18 protein-coding genes and 1 pseudogene are annotated in these 18,602 nt (G+C 35.6%); 11 read left to right on the top strand and 8 right to left on the bottom strand.

Annotated features, from left to right (window positions below; translation table 11 throughout):
- The first annotated feature begins 17 nt into the window (after positions 1-17).
- The 4 genes and pseudogenes from HOO91_03085 to HOO91_03070 all read left to right on the top strand — a co-directional run bounded on the left by HOO91_03085 (position 18) and on the right by HOO91_03070 (position 3,454).
- Positions 18-845 carry a rhomboid family intramembrane serine protease gene (locus HOO91_03085; protein NOU16527.1) on the top strand — a complete coding sequence of 276 codons (828 nt, stop codon included), beginning with the start codon at positions 18-20 and terminating at the stop codon, positions 843-845.
- Positions 846-992: 147 nt separating this feature from the next.
- A pseudogene (locus HOO91_03080) lies at positions 993-1,404 on the top strand (GxxExxY protein).
- 76 nt (positions 1,405-1,480) lie between these two features.
- Positions 1,481-2,368: a rhomboid family intramembrane serine protease gene (locus HOO91_03075; protein NOU16526.1), complete on the top strand. Its 888-nt coding sequence runs from the start codon at positions 1,481-1,483 to the stop codon at positions 2,366-2,368.
- Positions 2,369-2,371: 3 nt separating this feature from the next.
- Complete coding sequence (locus tag HOO91_03070) at positions 2,372-3,454, top strand: endonuclease/exonuclease/phosphatase family protein (protein NOU16525.1); 1,083 nt, start codon at positions 2,372-2,374, stop codon at positions 3,452-3,454.
- Here the strand turns inward: HOO91_03070 and HOO91_03065 are convergent.
- Positions 3,451-4,416, bottom strand: a complete 966-nt coding sequence (locus HOO91_03065) for a pyridoxal-phosphate dependent enzyme (protein ID NOU16524.1) — start codon at positions 4,414-4,416, stop codon at positions 3,451-3,453. The two genes, HOO91_03070 and HOO91_03065, sit on opposite strands and share 4 nt — an antisense overlap.
- Before the next feature lie 69 nt (positions 4,417-4,485).
- Entirely contained in the window at positions 4,486-5,259 is a 774-nt protein-coding gene (locus HOO91_03060; GenBank protein ID NOU16523.1) for a hypothetical protein, read from the bottom strand.
- Between the two features lie 327 nt (positions 5,260-5,586).
- Between HOO91_03060 and HOO91_03055 the strand changes: the two genes are divergently transcribed.
- From HOO91_03055 to HOO91_03035, 5 genes are all read left to right on the top strand, one after another.
- On the top strand, positions 5,587-6,402 hold the full coding sequence (locus tag HOO91_03055) for a 2,3,4,5-tetrahydropyridine-2,6-dicarboxylate N-succinyltransferase (GenBank protein ID NOU16522.1): 816 nt from the start codon (positions 5,587-5,589) through the stop codon (positions 6,400-6,402).
- A 79-nt stretch (positions 6,403-6,481) separates the two neighbouring features.
- Positions 6,482-8,404 carry a glycosyltransferase gene (locus HOO91_03050; protein NOU16521.1) on the top strand — a complete coding sequence of 641 codons (1,923 nt, stop codon included), beginning with the start codon at positions 6,482-6,484 and terminating at the stop codon, positions 8,402-8,404.
- Between the two features lie 21 nt (positions 8,405-8,425).
- Positions 8,426-9,298 carry a glycosyltransferase family 2 protein gene (locus HOO91_03045; protein ID NOU16520.1) on the top strand — a complete coding sequence of 291 codons (873 nt, stop codon included), beginning with the start codon at positions 8,426-8,428 and terminating at the stop codon, positions 9,296-9,298.
- 50 nt (positions 9,299-9,348) lie between these two features.
- On the top strand, positions 9,349-10,296 hold the full coding sequence (locus HOO91_03040) for a glycosyltransferase (GenBank protein ID NOU16519.1): 948 nt from the start codon (positions 9,349-9,351) through the stop codon (positions 10,294-10,296).
- Between the two features lie 48 nt (positions 10,297-10,344).
- Positions 10,345-10,908: a threonylcarbamoyl-AMP synthase gene (locus HOO91_03035; GenBank protein NOU16518.1), complete on the top strand. Its 564-nt coding sequence runs from the start codon at positions 10,345-10,347 to the stop codon at positions 10,906-10,908.
- 52 nt (positions 10,909-10,960) lie between these two features.
- On the opposite strand, the gene HOO91_03030 is transcribed toward HOO91_03035, so the two are convergent.
- Positions 10,961-11,677 carry a DUF2807 domain-containing protein gene (locus tag HOO91_03030; protein ID NOU16517.1) on the bottom strand — a complete coding sequence of 239 codons (717 nt, stop codon included), beginning with the start codon at positions 11,675-11,677 and terminating at the stop codon, positions 10,961-10,963.
- A gap of 154 nt (positions 11,678-11,831) precedes the next feature.
- On the opposite strand from HOO91_03030, the gene HOO91_03025 reads away from it, so the two are divergent.
- Complete coding sequence (locus HOO91_03025) at positions 11,832-13,736, top strand: polysaccharide biosynthesis protein (GenBank protein NOU16516.1); 1,905 nt, start codon at positions 11,832-11,834, stop codon at positions 13,734-13,736.
- A complete protein-coding gene (locus HOO91_03020; GenBank protein ID NOU16515.1) occupies positions 13,714-14,157 on the top strand; it encodes an acyl-CoA thioesterase in 444 nt (147 codons plus the stop codon). The genes HOO91_03025 and HOO91_03020 overlap by 23 nt, the downstream gene beginning before the upstream one ends.
- Here HOO91_03020 and rimM read toward each other — a convergent pair.
- The 5 genes from rimM to HOO91_02995 all read right to left on the bottom strand — a co-directional run bounded on the left by rimM (position 14,143) and on the right by HOO91_02995 (position 18,519).
- Positions 14,143-14,667, bottom strand: a complete 525-nt coding sequence (gene rimM / locus HOO91_03015) for a 16S rRNA processing protein RimM (protein NOU16514.1) — start codon at positions 14,665-14,667, stop codon at positions 14,143-14,145. The genes HOO91_03020 and rimM overlap by 15 nt on opposite strands.
- 11 nt (positions 14,668-14,678) lie before the next feature.
- Positions 14,679-15,215 carry a 30S ribosomal protein S16 gene (locus HOO91_03010; protein NOU16513.1) on the bottom strand — a complete coding sequence of 179 codons (537 nt, stop codon included), beginning with the start codon at positions 15,213-15,215 and terminating at the stop codon, positions 14,679-14,681.
- 167 nt (positions 15,216-15,382) lie between these two features.
- The gene (locus HOO91_03005; protein NOU16512.1) at positions 15,383-16,504 is read right to left on the bottom strand and encodes a hypothetical protein; all 1,122 of its coding nucleotides are present in this window, start codon (positions 16,502-16,504) and stop codon (positions 15,383-15,385) included.
- Between the two features lie 72 nt (positions 16,505-16,576).
- Entirely contained in the window at positions 16,577-17,173 is a 597-nt protein-coding gene (locus HOO91_03000) for a Crp/Fnr family transcriptional regulator (GenBank protein NOU16511.1), read from the bottom strand.
- A 176-nt stretch (positions 17,174-17,349) separates the two neighbouring features.
- Entirely contained in the window at positions 17,350-18,519 is a 1,170-nt protein-coding gene (locus HOO91_02995) for a hypothetical protein (protein NOU16510.1), read from the bottom strand.
- Between the last annotated feature and the right edge of the window lie 83 nt (positions 18,520-18,602).

Genomic DNA, 18,602 nt, shown 5'->3' with positions numbered 1-18,602 from the left:
CTACTAACAATTCTTTTATGAGCGCATTTGAAAGACCCAATTTTGGTAGCACACCACCCATAGTCAAAAACCTGATTATTATCAATGTTATTATGCTTTTAGCAACTTTTGTTGTTGATAGTGTGCTTCGAATTGATTTAAATAGCATTTTAGGCTTATATTACTTTGGATCTGAACATTTTAGGCCATTCCAGATTATCACTCACATGTTTATGCATGGTGGAATAACCCACATATTCTTTAATATGTTCGCCCTATGGATGTTTGGCCGAGTACTTGAACAGGTTTGGGGTAGTAAACGCTTTCTGCTTTACTATTTCGTTACAGGTTTTGGAGCGGTTGCCCTACATACATTTGTAAATTATATTCAAATTTCAAACATAGAGTCTGCTGCAACTGCCATGCTTAATACGCCATCACCTGAAACGTTTTCGGCATTTGTAACTCATTATTTTCCCGGTGCTTATAACGAAATATATGAAAAATTTATTAGCCATTGGTCTAATAGCCCAGGAAATCCAACTTATATTGAAGAAGCAGGAGAATGGGCCAAGGCTCTTATCCAACTTAAAATGGATATTCCAGTAGTTGGCGCTTCGGGTGCAGTTTTCGGTGTTTTATTGGCATTTGGTATGCTTTTCCCAAATACTGAGCTTATGCTAATGTTTATACCCATTCCAATTAAAGCAAAATACTTTGTTATTGGTTATGGTGTAATAGAGCTGTTTATGGGTGTAAGTAATTTTAAATTCGATAATGTTGCCCACTTTGCACATCTCGGTGGAATGCTTTTCGGCTTTATTCTTATTAAGTACTGGAATAGGCGAAAGGATATATTTTATTAGAGAAGAATGATTCTGAACATAATGGTTAATTCTTTTTGTGAGGTGCTGAAAAAAATCTTTGTGTAACTTTGTGTCATATTTTGTGAACCTTTGTGTAATAGCTATTCCACAAAAAACACAAAGTAGTCACAAAACACACAAAGTAATATGCAACAATTAAGTGAAAATGAACTTTCAAACATTATACTCGGATGTGCAATTGAAGTTCACAGACAATTAGGCCCTGGCTATTAGAGTCTGCATATCAAGAATGCTTATATTACGAGCTAACCAAGGCAGGATTAGATGTTCAGAAAGAACCGAGTGCACTTTACGAGTTCGGCGAAGCCAAAAACCAATGCCAATTATTTATAAAGATGTGAAACTTGATCATGGCTACAGAATAGATTTACTAGTTAATAACAAGGTTGTTATAGAAATTAAAACTGTTGAGGCTTTTACAGATGTTCATACAGCACAAGTGTTAACATATTTGAAATTAGGAAATTATAAACTTGGTTTATTACTTAATTTTTATGTCACAACACTTAAGAATGGAATAAAAAGGGTCATCAATTAAAAAGATAGCACCTTAAAAAAAGAATTAACCAACATAATCGGAAGTTAATGAATAACAGTAAATCATCAACTTTAATATGAGTATCGCACAGGAAATAAAGGATTCATTCAAGTTTGGGAGCAACCTTACAAAGATTATCTATGTAAATCTTGCTGTTTTTATTGTTTACAATTTAATTCGGGTGATTTTCTTTCTTGGAGGTTCACCCTTAGGCGATAGTCTAGCACAATACCTAGCCGTTCCTGCCTATATTCCTGCACTTTTAACCAAACCTTGGACCATTTTTACCTACATGTTCTTCCACGAGGAGTTCCTGCATATCTTATTCAACATGCTATTGTTTTACTGGTTTGGGATGATTTTCCTTGAGTACATGTCACAAAGGAAGTTGGTAGGGGTTTATATAATGGGTGGTTTATCGGGAGCAGCTTTTTACATTCTACTTTATAATATTCTGGGTGTATTTAGAGAAATGTTGCCAATTTCCGCTGCTTTAGGGGCATCAGCATCGGTGCTTGCAGTAGTTATAGCAATTTCTACATTGATGCCCAATATGAGCATCAACCTAATGTTTATTGGCCCTGTTAAGCTTAAATATTTAGCCCTATTTTCGATTGTGCTCGATATAATTAGCATTCCAGTTTCAAATCCTGGGGGTCATATTGCCCATTTAGGGGGTGCGCTATTTGGATATCTTTTTATAGTTGCGGGTAAAAGTGGTGTAGATCTTATTAAACCAATCAGCTGGTTGATAAATCTATTTAGTTTAAAGAAAAAACAACGCTCGCATTTAAAAGTGAGCTATCAAAAATCCGATATTGATTATGAATACAATAGACGCAAGGTAGAAAATCAAGTAGGCCTTGATAAAATATTGGATAAAATTGCCAAATCGGGCTATGATAGTCTTTCCAAAGAGGAGAAAGAGATACTTTTTAAGTTTAAGGATAATTCGATAAACTAGATAATGCGCAAGTTTTTACATCGTACATTAGTAACAATTTGTATCCTATTTGCAACTGGACTTCTTTTCACCTACCTTTCAGTTTACATAAACCCTGATAAATTCTGGCTAGCAGGATTATTAGGATTGGCATATCCTTTTCTATTAATAATTAACCTGTTTTTCTTAGTTTACTGGATTATTCGATGGAAACGATTGTTCCTAATTCCAATTTTTACTATACTTCTAGGTACTAGTCATTTATTAAACTTTATTCAATTACCATTCGGAAAAAAAATTGAGAATCTAAACCCAAGTTTTAATATCCTTTCATACAATATCAATCTGTTTAGACTTTACTCATGGTCAAACCAAACCCCATCGTTTTCTGACATCTCCGAGTTTGTTAAAGAGAAAAATGTTGATATAGCCTGTTTTCAAGAATTTTTTGTGGTGGAAGGAAAATTAAGCGAGGAAACAATTAGTAAAGAGCTTAAAATGAACTCACATATTGAGTATGTGATTAAATCGAGCAACTCCAACTATGGTATAGCAACCTATAGCAAATTTCCTATTGTAGGTAAAGGAGAAATCCCTTTCGAAAATACTTCAAACGCTTGTATATACACCGATATTCGTGTAGGTGTGGACACTATAAGGGTTTATAATTGTCATTTGCAATCGCTAAAATTGAAGGAAAGGAATCTTAGTTTTCTGCTTAATCAAAACCATAAAAACGAGAGTAATATTGCTGAAATAAAAGAGATATCTTTTAAATTCCGTGATGCCTTAAAAAAGCGAGCAGATCAGGTTTATATGATAATGGAAGATGTTAGGAAATGTCCGTATCTTGTAATTATATGTGGAGATTTTAACGATTCCCCAATATCCTATACCTACCACGAGATGACCAAAAATATGCTTGACGCTTTTAAAGAGGTTGGAAAAGGATTTGCAAACACCTATGTTCGATTTTTCCCTTACAGAATCGACTATATCTTACATAGCAAAGATTTGAAAGCGATAAATTTCTCTAGCCCAAGGGTCGACTTCTCCGATCACTACCCGGTTCTATGTTCTTTTGAACTAAACAATGTGGCTAATTAAGAGCCACTTTTTCCAAAGGGCAAACCATCCAAATCTACATTTCCACCAGATATAATAACACCAACCCGTTTCCCTGTAAAATATTGTGGATGCTCCATAATTGCTGCAATTGGCACTGCCGAAGATGGTTCAATAATTATCTTCATCCTTTCCCAAACAAGTCGCATGGCATCAACGATTCCACTTTCGGATACTGTTAAAATACCATCACATTTTTTAGAAATAATCTCATAGGTTAATTCGCAAAGAGAGGTTAATAGGCCATCGGCTATGGTATTTGGGCTTACAGATGGATAAATGGTTTTATCGCGAAGTGATCGAAATGCATCATCTGCATTGATAGGTTCAGCACCATAAACTTTAATGTTTGGGTTAAACCCTTTAACATATGTAAGCGTTCCGCTTAATAATCCACCACCACCGACAGGAGCAATAACTATATCTAAATTTGGAAATTCTTCGAGCAGCTCAAGCGAGGCAGTTCCCTGCCCACATATCACATTAAAATTATTGTAAGGATGAATGAAAGCTGCACCTGTCTCTTTTTGAATTCTAGCTTGGGTATCCTCCCTCTCCTTCTGCGTTGGTTTACAGAAGGTAATTTTTGCGCCATACCCTTCAACTGCTTTTTTCTTAATGGATGGTGCATTCTCGGGCATAACAATAAATGATGGGATTCCACGCATTGAAGCAGCCAAGGCTAATGCAGCCGCATGATTCCCCGAACTATGAGTTGTTACCCCAAACTTTGCCTCCTCATCTGATAAACTAAAAACCGCATTTGATGCGCCACGAAACTTAAATGCACCTACCTTTTGAAAGTTTTCGCATTTCAGGAAAAGGTTTGTATTAAGAATAGAATTAACGCTATGTGATTGATGAATTGGTGTACGATTGGCATACTTTTTTACAATTTCGTAAGCCTTAACTACATTTTCGATTGAAGGGGTTTGAGTGCTCATAGTGAATCTAAATCTATTAATCAACAAAAAAGGGTATTCATAGGATGTAAATACCCGGAAAGATAAATATTATTTTTCCTTCGAAGGCTTATCGGGATGATAGATTTTATACTTATTCAGCACATCTGTTCTTATGTCATAATCGCTAGCTTTCAGAAGATATTCTTCTGTAAATGCACAGTACTCCATAAACCAGTGGACCTCATTCCCAGTTAAACCTGTTAATGCTGATACTATTCCTGCGGAATACTTTCTCTCAATGGCCCTACGTTTACGCTCCTTCTCTAACTTTTCGTCGAGTTTTTCATTTTGTTTTGCCAACCAATCCTTACCAAATGCTGCCCCAGAAGCCGCAGAAGGCAAATCTATTAGATTTAGTTTACGAATTGCCCTATCAAAATACTCGGTTATTTTACCCAATGCCACCTCCTCTTTTGTAAGAGGGATTTGTAATTCTGAAACCCCTTTTAGGAACTTATCGTAGTTTGAAAACCACGATACCTTTACTTCCTTCAATTGGTATGAACGTGGTTTCATCTCAATTGTATAAAAAGTGGAATCACAACCGAATTGGCCCCAATCCAATATAATTTGGCTAAAATAACCTAAAGATGTAATGCTGAGCGTATCGCCAGTTAAAATTGGAATTTTGAAATATCCGAGTTTATCAGCGATTGCAACCTCTCTACGAGTTTTATTAATAACATGCGCCAACTCTACAGAAACCCCTGATGAAGCATTTATTACACGAAAATTGACAACCTTTACAGAATCTCGTTTTTCTGCAATGGAGTTTAGTGAGACTAAAATTAAAGCTAAAACTAGAAGTGTATGATTTTTCAATTATCAACTATTTATGGATTCAAAAATAATAGTTTATGCAGAAAAGATATTAATACCATCAGCTGATTTAACCAATTTTAACCAGATAATAATTACAACTAAGCTGTCAATCAACCAAATTTTTGAAAACCGAGAGCATTTAAAATACAAATTTATTTGATCATAAATTACTGTAGTTCAACTTAAATGGTGTTTTCAACAATTTATTCAAACAACACTAAATATGGATTCATTATTACCATTTAAGTTGATGAGATTTTTTTGCATTAATTAATAATTATGCCAGATAAATACTATTATTTATAAATTTGCAAAAACTCATAAACGATGATCGAAACAAAGGCAGCAATTGAAAATATTTGGGAAAACAGGAGCCTTCTTACAAATAAAGAATCACAAGAAATAATTAGAGGTACTATTGAACTCCTTGATAAGGGTGAGATTAGGGTTGCTGAACCTTCCGAGAAAGGATGGATTGTTAATGAATGGGTTAAGAAGGCTGTTATCCTCTATTTTCCAATTCAAGAGATGAATACAATTGAAGTTGGTCCATTTGAATTTCACGATAAAATAAAACTTAAAACAGGCTATAAACAATTGGGTGTTAGAATAGTTCCACATGCAATTGCCCGCTATGGTTCGTATTTAGCAAAAGGGGTAATAATGATGCCATCATACGTAAATATTGGTGCTTATGTTGATGAAGGTACTATGGTTGATACTTGGGCAACTGTGGGTTCTTGCGCTCAAATTGGAAAGAATGTTCACCTAAGCGGTGGTGTTGGAATTGGCGGTGTACTTGAACCTGTGCAAGCTGCGCCAGTTATTATTGAAGATGGTTGCTTTATTGGCTCACGATGTATAGTTGTTGAAGGGGTTAGGGTTGGCAAACAGGCTGTACTTGGAGCAAATGTTGTTCTTACTATGTCAACAAAAATTATTGATGTTACTAGCAATACTCCCAAAGAGTATAAAGGTGTTGTTCCTCCTCGCTCAGTTGTGATCCCTGGTTCTTACACTAAAACTTTTGCTGCTGGTGATTATCAAGTTCCATGTGCTCTTATAATAGGTGAGCGAAAAGAATCAACAGATCTTAAAACATCGCTCAACGATGCACTTAGAGATTATGGAGTAAGTGCTTAACTGTATGATTTTTATTTATTATCGATTATCAGTTTTGTAATTTTTTCGTACATTCAACAACCACAAATATCCGAATATAATGGTAAAAATATCGGCTGTTATCATCACCCTAAATGAAGAGAAAGTTATTGAGCGTTGTATTAACTCAATGCAAAGAGTGGCCGATGAAATTATAATTGTTGATTCCTACTCAACTGATAAAACCGAAGAGATTTCGAGAAAATTAGGGGCTAAATTTATTCAACACCCGTTCAATGGTTATCGTGACCAGAAGAACTTTGCCCTTCAGCAAGCCACCTACGATTACGTGTTATCTCTTGATGCCGATGAGGCATTATCAATTGAATTAGAAGAATCAATCCTCAAAATCAAAGAGAATTGGCAGCACGATGCTTACAAGTTTAACAGGCTTAACTATTGCTGCGGACAATGGATAAAACATACAGATTGGTATCCCGACAGAAAAATAAGGCTATTAGATAGAAGAAAAGGGGAATGGTGTGGCGCAAATATCCACGAAGTAGTAGAAATGAAAGAGGGTTCAAAGGTTGGCGTTCTAAAAGGTGATCTTCTACATTGGACATACAACTCCTACGAGCAGCTAGTTGAAGTAATGAATAAGTATAGCACCCTTTCAGCCAAAGAATATTTTAATAGAGGAAAAAAATCGAGTTTCATTAAAATTGTTATCAGCCCTCTTTGGCGGTTTATTCATTCATACTTTATTCGATTAGGATTTTTAGATGGCTATGGCGGATTTTTTGTCAGCATTTCAGCTGCAAAGCTAAACCAGCTGAAATACGTAAAACTTCGTCATCTCTATTTAGCCAACAACTCTAAGTTGAACCACCAACACCCATTGCTAGCAAAAGAGGGTTTTCGAATTGGATTTGATGCTAAACGTGCATTTTATAACAGGAGTGGACTTGGTAACTACAGCAGAAATCTAATCGATTCATTAGCGAAAACTGATAACACTAACACTTTTATCCTATTCACACCTAAAATAGAAAATAGGATAATCCTAAATCAACATACAGAAAACAACATTAGCATAATTTCCCCAAGCAAAATCTATCGCAAAACTTTTGGGTCATTATGGCGTAGTAAGTTTATTGTTAGGGATATCAAAAAACAAAAAATCAACATTTATCATGGTTTAAGCCATGAACTGCCCTACGGAATAAAAAAATCTGGTGCTAAAACTGTTCTAACTGTTCACGATCTCATTTTCCTGCGCTTTCCTAAATTTTATGGGGCAGTCAACGTTTTTATTTACAAGAAAAAATTGGAGTATGCCTGTAAAGTTGCCGATAAGATTGTAGCCATTAGCACTCAAACCAAGGATGATTTAATTGATTTCCTTAAAGTTGATCCCAAAAAGATAGAGGTAATATATCAAAGTTGTAATTCCGTATATCAACAGAAAATAGGCCAAGAAGAGTTTCAAAGTATTCAGGCAAAGTACAACCTCCCAGACAGATACCTACTTTATGTTGGAACTATTGAAGAGAGAAAAAATCTACTAAACATCGTTAAGGCTCTGAAAGAAAAAAGGGTTGAAATGCCATTGGTTGTGGTTGGTCGTAAAACAGAATATTTCCACAAATCAGTAAAACCATATCTGGTGGATAATAGAATAGATACCATTATTTTCCCCGAAAAGGTTAAAAATGATGAACTTCCAGCAATCTACCAAAATGCTTTATGCTTTGTATACCCATCGATATTTGAAGGGTTTGGAATACCAATATTGGAAGCTTTAACTTCAGGAATACCTGTAATTACAAGTAAAGGCAGCTGTTTCGAGGAAACTGGCGGTTTAGGAAGTATTTATATAGATCCTCAAAACCCCAATGAAATAGGAGAAGCAATCCTAAAAATTATTGAAAATCAAGAGCTAAGATCTGATTTAACTAAACATGGGATTGAACATGCTAAACAGTTCTTGCCCGAAGTTATAGCAGATAAGTTTATGAATTTATATAAATCCCTACTATAAATAACCACTAACAAATTTAGCATGAAAGTTTGCGGTTTTACCATTGTTCGAAATGCCATCAAATATAGCTACCCTGTAGTAGAATCAATAAGATCTATTCTACCAATTTGCGACAAAGTTGTAGTTGCAGTTGGAAACTCCGATGATGGAACTCTCGAATTAATTAAAAGCATCCACCCCGATAAAATTACTATTATAGAAACGGTTTGGGACGATACCCTCAGAGCCGGCGGACAGGTTCTTGCTGTTGAAACCAATAAAGCTCTGGATGCTATAGCAGAGGATTTCGATTGGTGCTTCTATATTCAGGCCGATGAGGTGGTTCACGAAAAGTATCTACCAATAATTAGAAACGAAATGAACCGCTGGTTGAACCACCCAAAAGTAGAGGGGTTGCTTTTCAAGTATTTACACTTCTGGGGTACTTTCGATTTTGTTGGTGTTAGTAGGAAATGGTATCGTAGGGAAATTAGAATTGTAAGGAATGATAAAAAGATAAGATCTTTTAAGGATGCCCAAGGTTTTAGAAAAGAGGATAGAAAGTTAAATGTAAAACTTATTGATGCTTATATCTATCACTATGGCTGGGTTAGACCTCCAGAGGTAATCAAGAACAAAATGAGAAGTTTTCATGCGTTATATCACTCCGACACGGCACTTGAAGAAAAAGTGACTGAGGTAGCCGATTTTGATTATTCGGAGATTGATGCAGTAAAACGATTCAACGATACACATCCCAAGATTATGGGGGATTTGGTGAAAAATCTGAACTGGCACGTACAAATCGATGAAAGTAAAATAAAGTTTAATTTTAAGGGTTACATTCTCTTTTGGATTGAGAAATTTTTTGGCTATAGACTATTTGAATACAAAAACTACAGAATCATACCATAAGACGAATCAATTATCAGATTGTAAAATAAATACTTACCAAAAATAAAGTAATGATTAGCTGGCATCCCAGTATTAACAACAACGAGAATAGCAGATTTTCCATCATTATCCCAACATGGAATAATCTAGAACTGCTCAAACTTTGTATCAAAAGCATAGAGAAGAATTCTGCATTCAAGCATCAACTTGTAATCCACGTAAACGAGGGAGTTGATGGTACGCTTGAATGGGTACGTCAACAAGGATATGATCATACTCATAGTGCAGAAAACGTTGGGATTTGCTGGGCGGTAAATGCATGTAGATCGCTTGTTAAAACCGATTATATCGTTTACATGAACGATGATATGTACTTTTTACCCAACTGGGATCTTGAACTATGGAAAGAGATTGAAAGCATACCCCATAAGTTTTTCTTTTTATCCTCAACCATTATCGAACCTAAAGTCTCTGCTCATAGAGAAATAATTTCGCCCTATGATTATGGCACAAACCCAGAGAATTTCAAGGAAACTGAATTATTAAGAGATTATAAAACGATAAAAGGGGAAGATTGGAATGGGGCAACATGGCCTCCTAATATTGTCCATAGAGAAATCTGGGATCTTATTGGAGGGTATAGCATTGAGTATTATCCAGGGCTTTACTCCGACCCCGATTTTTCAATGAAACTCTACGAAGCAGGTGTTCGCCATTTTAAGGGCGTTGATGCTAGCCGTGCATACCATTTCGGCTCAAAATCAACCCGACGAATTACCATGAACAATGGCAGTTTGCAGTTCCTAAATAAATGGGGAATTACATCATCCGCTTTTACTCGGTATTTTTTAAAGAGAGGTCAAGAATATCAAGGTGAAATAGTTGTAAATCCTAATGATTCAGGTTTAAAAAAATCTCTATTGAAGGGAAATATTAAAAGATTTTTATGGCTAATTAAAGGAACTGGAAAAACAATAGGCAAATTTTCCTACAATAACACCCCATCAAAAGAGAAATAGAAAATTATTAAATTCGACAATCAAAATCTAAATCAGAAAATATTTCTAATGCAAGAAAATATCAATCAGGCTGTTAAAATTCTTAAATCGGGAGGTATTATTCTTTACCCAACTGATACGATTTGGGGCATTGGCTGCGATGCAACCAACCCCGAAGCAGTTTCAAAAATCTATCAGCTAAAGCAACGTGAGGATTCAAAGAGCATGCTTGTCCTTATCGACCAACCCAGGCGAATTCCTTCATATATATCAGAAATGCCTGAAATTGCTTGGGATTTAATTGAACTTGCAGATAAACCACTAACAATTATCTACCCGAAAGCAAAGAATTTGGCTCCAAACCTAATTGCACCCGATGGTTCAATTGGAATACGTGTAGTTAACCATGAGTTTTGCAAAAAACTAATTGGGCGTTTTGGGAGGCCCATTGTTTCTACATCAGCAAATATATCGGGTAAACCATCCCCCTCTTCATTCAATAATATTGATAAAGAAATTAAGGAAAAAGTTGACTTTATTGTTTCCCAGGAATTTGACAATCCCGTTTCCGATAAGCCATCTGGAATTATTAAACTTGGACTAAAAGGCGAGATTAAAATAATAAGAGAATAAAAAATGGGAGGCCATTTAATAGCCCCCCAAATATCTTACAGATTAAAATTAATTATTTTATAGAATGAATTCCACCAGAGCCTGAAGTTTTTGCATCAACTATTGGACGTCCTTTGTAGTATACATCGCCACTACCCGATACACGAGCATTAAGTTCATCAACAGCCCAAACTCGAACATCTCCTGAGCCACTAACATGAATCTCAACTTTTTTACACTGTAGATTTTCATTATCAATATCTCCTGAACCACTTATTGCATATGAAGCACTTTCGGCAACATCTGTTCCAGCCAATTTTATATCACCAGAACCTGAAATGGTGAGCATTAAATTTTTAACCGATAAGTTTTCAACCTTTACGTTTCCACTGCCGCTAATTTTGATTTTTAAATCCTCAGATTTAATTGCAGTTTGAGCCAAAACATCTCCTGAACCAGATATACTTATACTACTTACATGAGGCATTGAAATATAAATCTTTACCTTTTTTGAGTGGAATTCAAAGTTAAAATGATCCTTGTTCTTAATCTTCAGAACATCACCATCAACCACGGTTTCAATTTTCTCAAGGTAGTCGGCATCAGCTTCAATCTCAACTTTATAATCGTTTGCTTGGGTTAGATAAATATCAGCAGCAATTGATAAACCAATCCCTGTAAAACCAGATACTTTACGAACATCACGCTGTTGTGCGCTAGCACAATTAGAAAGGAAAATGATTAGAACAAATGCAGCCGCAATTTTAAGTAAAAATGATAATTTTTTCATACCTATAGATTTTTAATGTTAAATTACTAAAATTAAGTATAATAGTTTTATACATATTGACGAAATTAGGTATCTTAACGCTGCATATAACTAAAGTTTTTTAACTTTACATCGTATTTTATTAACTAAATTTTCGGACACAAACTTAATTCAAATGTCTGCACCAATTAAACACACCCCTAGGTGGATTGTATTTCTTATTGATCTTTTAATCTGTCTCTTTTCTTTAAGCATTGCTTACTACGTTAGATTTGAATTTCGAATTGGGGAATCTGAAATGGAAGCCCTAAAAATAGCTATACCTATATTACTTTTTATTAGAGCAATAACCTTTCTAATTTTCAGAACTTTTGCAGGATTAATTAGATACACTAGTGCGAAAGATGCTGAGAGAATTTTTATTGTTGTTACTGCGGGTAGCCTTCTTTTGTTCGTTGCAAACTTAATATACCTTAAATCTTTTGGAACATATATCATTCCTAACTCAATTTTGGTTATTGACTATTTTGCGACATCAATTATACTTATTGGATCTAGATTAGCTGTAAAAGCCATCTACTACAGTATTATAAATGATAGTTCTGAGCAAGAGAACATAATCATTTACGGAGTTGATCAATTTGGGGTGTTAACAAAGAAAACTTTAGATAGGGATGCGGGAACAAACTTTAAAGTTATCGGATATATCGATCCCTTTAATAAAAATGAGGGGAAAAAACTTGAAGGCATAAGTATTTACAATACTGATAAACTTGACTATTTAATGCAAAAGCATAAAATATCAAAACTTATCATTGCCAAAAAAAGTATTGATCCTGTTAAAAAGAATAAACTTGTTGAAAAGTGTTTTAAATACAATGTTAAAGCGTTAACTGTACCCGATGCCGATACCTGGATAAACGGGGAACTTAGTCTTAATCAAATTAAAAGCATCAAAATTGAAGACCTTCTTGAACGTCAACCCATTGTACTTGATAAAAGGAGGATTCAAACTGACATTAAAGGTCGAGTAGTATTGATTTCTGGCTCTGCAGGCTCAATTGGGAGCGAATTGGTTCGACAAATCGCCAGATTTAATCCAAAAAAGATTATTCTCTTTGATAATGCTGAAACCCCCCTTTACGATATTGATATCGAACTAAGAGAAACGTTACATTTTTTTGATTTTGAAATTGTTATAGGAAGTATCACAAATGAGTACCGAATCAGAAAGGTATTCGAAGCATTTAAGCCTTCAATTGTTTTTCATGCTGCAGCATTCAAGCATGTTCCTTTAATGGAAAATAACCCATCCGAAGCTATTCACAATAATGTTTATGGTACTAAGGTAATATCTGATTTAGCTGTGGAGTTTGGAGTTGATAAATTTGTTATGATTTCTACGGACAAGGCTGTTAATCCCACAAATATTATGGGTGCCAGCAAACGAATTGCCGAGATATATATTCAAACATTGAATAAACACAATTCAACACGTTTTATTACAACTCGATTTGGTAATGTTCTAGGTTCTAATGGTTCTGTAATTCCACGATTTAAAAAACAGATTGAAAATGGCGGACCCGTTACTATTACCCATCCTGAGGTAACTCGTTTTTTTATGACAATCCCAGAGGCTTGCCAGCTAGTCCTTGAAGCAGGAGCAATGGGTGAAGGGGGCGAAATCTTCATTTTCGATATGGGAAAATCTGTGAAAATTATCGATTTGGCGAAAAAGATGATTAAACTTTCTGGGCTAACCCTAGGAAGAGATATTCAACTAAATTTTACAGGATTACGCCCTGGTGAAAAACTTTACGAAGAACTTCTCAACAATAAAGAAAATACAATCTCAACACATCATCCACAGATAATGGTTGCAAAGGTCAGGGAGTATGACCCAATGCTAATCTTCAACCAAATCAACAACCTAATCGAAAACTTGCCATTACACAACAACTTTAAATTAGTTGGGTTGATGAAGGAGATTGTTCCTGAATTTGAGAGTCAAAACTCTATATTCGAAGAACTTGACCGCCATAAAAAATTTATAGTGAATGACAGAACAAAGGCCGGTTAACTACTTCCACATTACCCCTATTCAAATTCGTTTCAACGATATCGACAAACTGGGTCATGCTACAAACTCGGTTTACCAACAATATTTTGATTTGGGAAAAATGGATTATTTCAACGATGTTCTCCAAGAGCAGATGGACTGGGAGGATGTGGGATTAATCCTCGCAAGTATTAGTATCGACTATCTTAATCCTATAAAACTATTCGATGAGGTAATTGTTCGCACCAAGATTCATCATATTGGTAACAAAAGCCTTAAGATGGCTCAGGAACTCTATAATAAATCAACAGAGAAAATTGCTGCAACCAGTAAATCTACAATGGTTGGCTATAATAACGCCAAAGAGATGACGGTTATTATTCCTGAACGTTGGCGAAAAAGAATCATTACCTACGAACACGATATTCTATTCAAGGTATAGATCAATAAGTCCATCCGGGATTTCCATCACAATTGTTTTCCCTTCTGGTTCAACTTCTATAATTAGTTCTTCAGCAGCAGGAATCATTAATTCACTTCCTGATTGATGAATAACCGTAAAAACTGAGTTTGTTTGAAATTCTTGGTAGTCAATAATTTTGCCAATCAGTTGGTTGTGATTGCTTATCAAGGTATAACCAACTAAATCGCTCATCAGTAGTTCATCATCCAATTCAATTTGATCCGAGGGGAGCAGAAGTTTCATTCCAACAAACTCGTTGGCAATATTTACATCATCAACATCTTCGAACTTTATCAAAGCTTTATCTTCGCTTTTAGTGCGGATTGATGATATAAAAAAAGGAATCGGTATTCCTTCAAATTCGATGAATACCGATTCCAAATTTTGTTCTTCGAGGTAAAAGTCGTGATTCCAAATTACTTGGAACTCGCCGTTCACTCCATGAGTTCGTTGAATTGTACCAATTTCAGTAAATTGATTAGAACTCATAGGCAAAAGCTTTAAGCTTCTGCGGTTTCGCCTTCAGCTGCAGCTTCTGTAGCTTCTTCAGCCTTAGGTTTTGCTTCTTTTGCAGCCTCAGCGGCTCTTTTCTTAGCGATTTCTTGTGCACGAGCCTCTTTCACCTTATTCTCAGCCTCGATGCGTTGTTTCATGTCGTCACGTTTCCCTTTTACAAGAGAATCTTTTTTAGCTTGGATTTTTGAATCTTTATCAGTAATCCATGCTTGGAACTTTACTTCCGCTTGATCAAGGGTGAAAGCACCTTTTTTCACACCATCAAGTAGATGTTTCTTAATCATTACACCTCTGTACGATAGGATAGCCCTACAAGTGTCGGTAGGTTGAGCGCCCTTTTGCAGCCAATCTAATGCCCTATCAAAATTTAATTCAATAGTAGCAGGATTAGTAATAGGATTGTATGAACCAATCCTCTCGATGAATCTGCCATCACGTGGCGCCCTGCTATCCGCTACCACAATGTGGTAAAAAGGAAGTTTCTTTCTTCCTTGACGGCTTAGTCTGATTTTTACAGGCATACTTTACGCTTTTTTTAATTATCCTACATATTTTTAGCGCGGCAAAGGTAGTAGAATTTTTGATTATCAGGCAATAAAAGTAAGAATAAATATTTGAAAATGTGATGCAATTATGCTATTAAGCGGTGACACAGAATTACAGCATCGCCACAGCAAAATTGAACTATTTAAATTATTGTAAGCACCAAATCATACCCATAGCCTAGCAAAATTGAACCAATCAATATTATTGCAACATAAAGAAATATTGCTCTGCGTTTCATTATTACTGAAAGACCACCAATAACACCAATGCTAGTTGCTGGGCCAGATATCATATAGGCTAGTATTGCTCCATCGCTCGCACCAGCATCTCTAAGAACCTGTAAAAGGGGTAAAACAGTAGCATCAGATACATACATTGGTAATCCTATTAGTGCAGCAAGCGGAATCGAATAGAAATGCTTACCACTGAAAAGCGTTACAATCCATTCGGTAGGAACATACTCCTTTACTAAATATGCAATTACAACAAATAGTATGAATAAGGGTAGCACTTTCACAATACCAAGATCAATGAAGTTTACTAAGAATTTCTTAAGTTTAAGACTCTTGCTTACTCTCTTAATAAAGCCTAAAAAAGAATTTTCAGTTGATGCGATTGTAGATTGTTCATCGCAACAAATATCATTGGAAACAGTGCTACAACAAGTTGTAGTTGATCTTCCATCGACAGTTAGTGTAACCATACCAAGATTTGCCAAAGGTACTCTCTGTTTATTTTTTTTCACATAAATTCCTTCATTTTCATGAGATTGTACCTCTACTTTATTCTCCAACGATTGATTTTTTAGCCTTAGCTGATTATCTAAAAAACTAGTTCTTTTCTCAATCAAATGGGTTATCCAACCTGCACCAAGTCCCAGAATAATTGATGAAGCAGCCAATGCAATTGCAAAATTTAAACCCAAAAATCCTGATAACATTACAAAAGTATCTGGACTCATCAACGGCGATGATACTAGAAAAGCCATTATTGCCCCCCAAGGTATTGTACTTGATATAAGTGAAAGTACTACAGCCATTGTTCCGCAAGCACAGAGCGGGGTAAGTGCGCCAAATAGCACACTCCCAAGTATCAAATATTTTGGACGACGTAGGAATAGTTTACGTGTTTTTTCAGCATCAACGTAAACGGAGATAATAACTGCTATTACTATTCCAAATAGTAGTATTGCCCAATTGGCAGCAAAGGTATGAACCAGATAGTTCAGTATACCTGACAGAACATTTAAAATTTGCGATATCATAACGACCTCCTTTTTATTGTTTTTTTATGATACAAAGGTCGTTTGGCGCAAAAAGATATCTCTTGATCTAGATCAAGAATTTCCTTTAGCAATCTTTTTTCTTATTCGGCTCAATGTTTCGGGGGTAATACCAATGTAAGAAGCAATATATTGAAGCGGTACTTTGTTTGTAATGCCAGGATTTTCCTTAAGTAGAATTAAATATTTATCGTGAGCGGGTATGGGACCATTTCGCCAGCTGGATTGTTGCAATTCAATATACTCCCGTTCGGTCACTACTCTGCCTACTTTCTCCCAAAAAGGCGATTTTGCATATAACTGATGTAAGTTCTCGTGACTAATTAGCACAAGCGTTACATTATCCAATGCCTGTATGCTAACATTCGAAGGGGTTTGGGTAATAAAACTTATAGTAGAGGTTGCAAAGGTATTATCGCTACAAAGACAGGTTGTGCTTTCATCTCCATCGTAGAGAGAATAAGCCCTCATAATACCATCTGCAACGTAGGCAAAATGTCGGCATGTTTTACCTCTCTCAACAAAATGCTCTCCTTTTTTTAGATTCCGAACCTGAATGAATGGTAAAGCCATTTCAAATGCATCCTTACTATAACCCGGTATTGTTTTTAGATAACTATTAAACTTATCAATTGCATCTTGACTTTCCATAGGATTTACTCATATCTGCTACAAATTACCAATTAATCAGTCAAAAAAACAAGGGGAAAATATTCACATACTTAGCTAAATTTTAACTCAAGTTGCAAGGTACAACCTGACCTCGATGAACTTACAACTTGAGCTAAGTTTTAATTTACAAGCTAAATTTCAGAAAACCTTAGAATCTATTTAGCCTTTAATTGCTCCACCTCTTTCATTAATAGATTATTCTGTGCTTCAACTCTCTCAATCTTCTTATTCTGCTCAATCATATAAAGTGTTAACTCTTCAATCTTTTGCAACAACTTAGCGTTCATCTCACCAAGGCCAACGCCATTCTGTTTAACCTCGCTCTCTGTAGGGATTTCGGGAAGATGATTGTTGGCTTTGATAAACTGCTCCACCTCGCCAAGTGTGCGGAGTTTGTAGGTGGGGTGGAAGACAAAGTCTGACCATGGCAATGCCACAACCTTTACCTCAGTGCAACGGATAGTACCTGCTACATCAAGTTTGTTCTGAGGAGTGGTAGTGCCAATGCCGACGTTGCCCCCATTAGGATTTAATAACAATGATTTATTAACGCTCAAGTCAAATTTAAAACCCGCTTGTATCCAAGAATTACCTGCATTATTTGAAGTAATCCCAATATCTAATACATTACCAAAACCTTCTTCATAAAGTCTAATCATACCATTTTGTATAGTTCCACTGGTCGCAGAACTACCACCAATATTTGATATGTGCAATTTTTGAGTGGGGGTTGTTGTCCCAATACCAACATTGCCGCCATTAAAGTATGAATCCCCACTACTATTAAAATGAACTGTTTTAACACTACCACTATTCCATAATGAAGCATATCCACTCCAATCAGATGTACCCAATGTTACTCTATTCGGATACGTTCCATTAATATAACCATTAAAATAAACGACATTTGCTGACGCTATTGAAGAGCTAATCGTTCCAGTTGCTTCTAATTTAGTAGAGGGTATTGTTGTTCCGATCCCAACATTGCCATCATAATTAATACGCATTCGTTCAACTAGATTAATATCATCGCTTGTATTAAAAATTATGGATGATTTCTTCCAATTACTAGGAGCTCTATATGCTTCAATAGATGCTGCTAATCCTTGACCTGTACCATGCATTTGATACCACTCTATTTGTCCAAATGTGCCACCTACACCCGCAACTTTCGAGATTCTAAAATTCCCTTCGTATACTTCTATCTTGCTATTTGGCGTTGTCGTCCCAATCCCAACATTACCAGTAGCAGGAAATGTATTGGTTTGGCTGTATATAATTTGCGATAAGCAAAAAGCGATGAGTACTAGTACTATTCTTTTCATTGTTTTAAAGTTTTATGTTATTACTTAGTAGTTTCTATTTAATTCAAAAGTCAATTATGTTTAACTCTGACAGGGTTTAAAAC

It is taken from the genome of Bacteroidales bacterium (assembly GCA_013141385.1).
GTDB lineage: Bacteria > Bacteroidota > Bacteroidia > Bacteroidales > Tenuifilaceae > UBA8529.
This window is presented reverse-complemented; position numbering and strand designations above follow the sequence as displayed.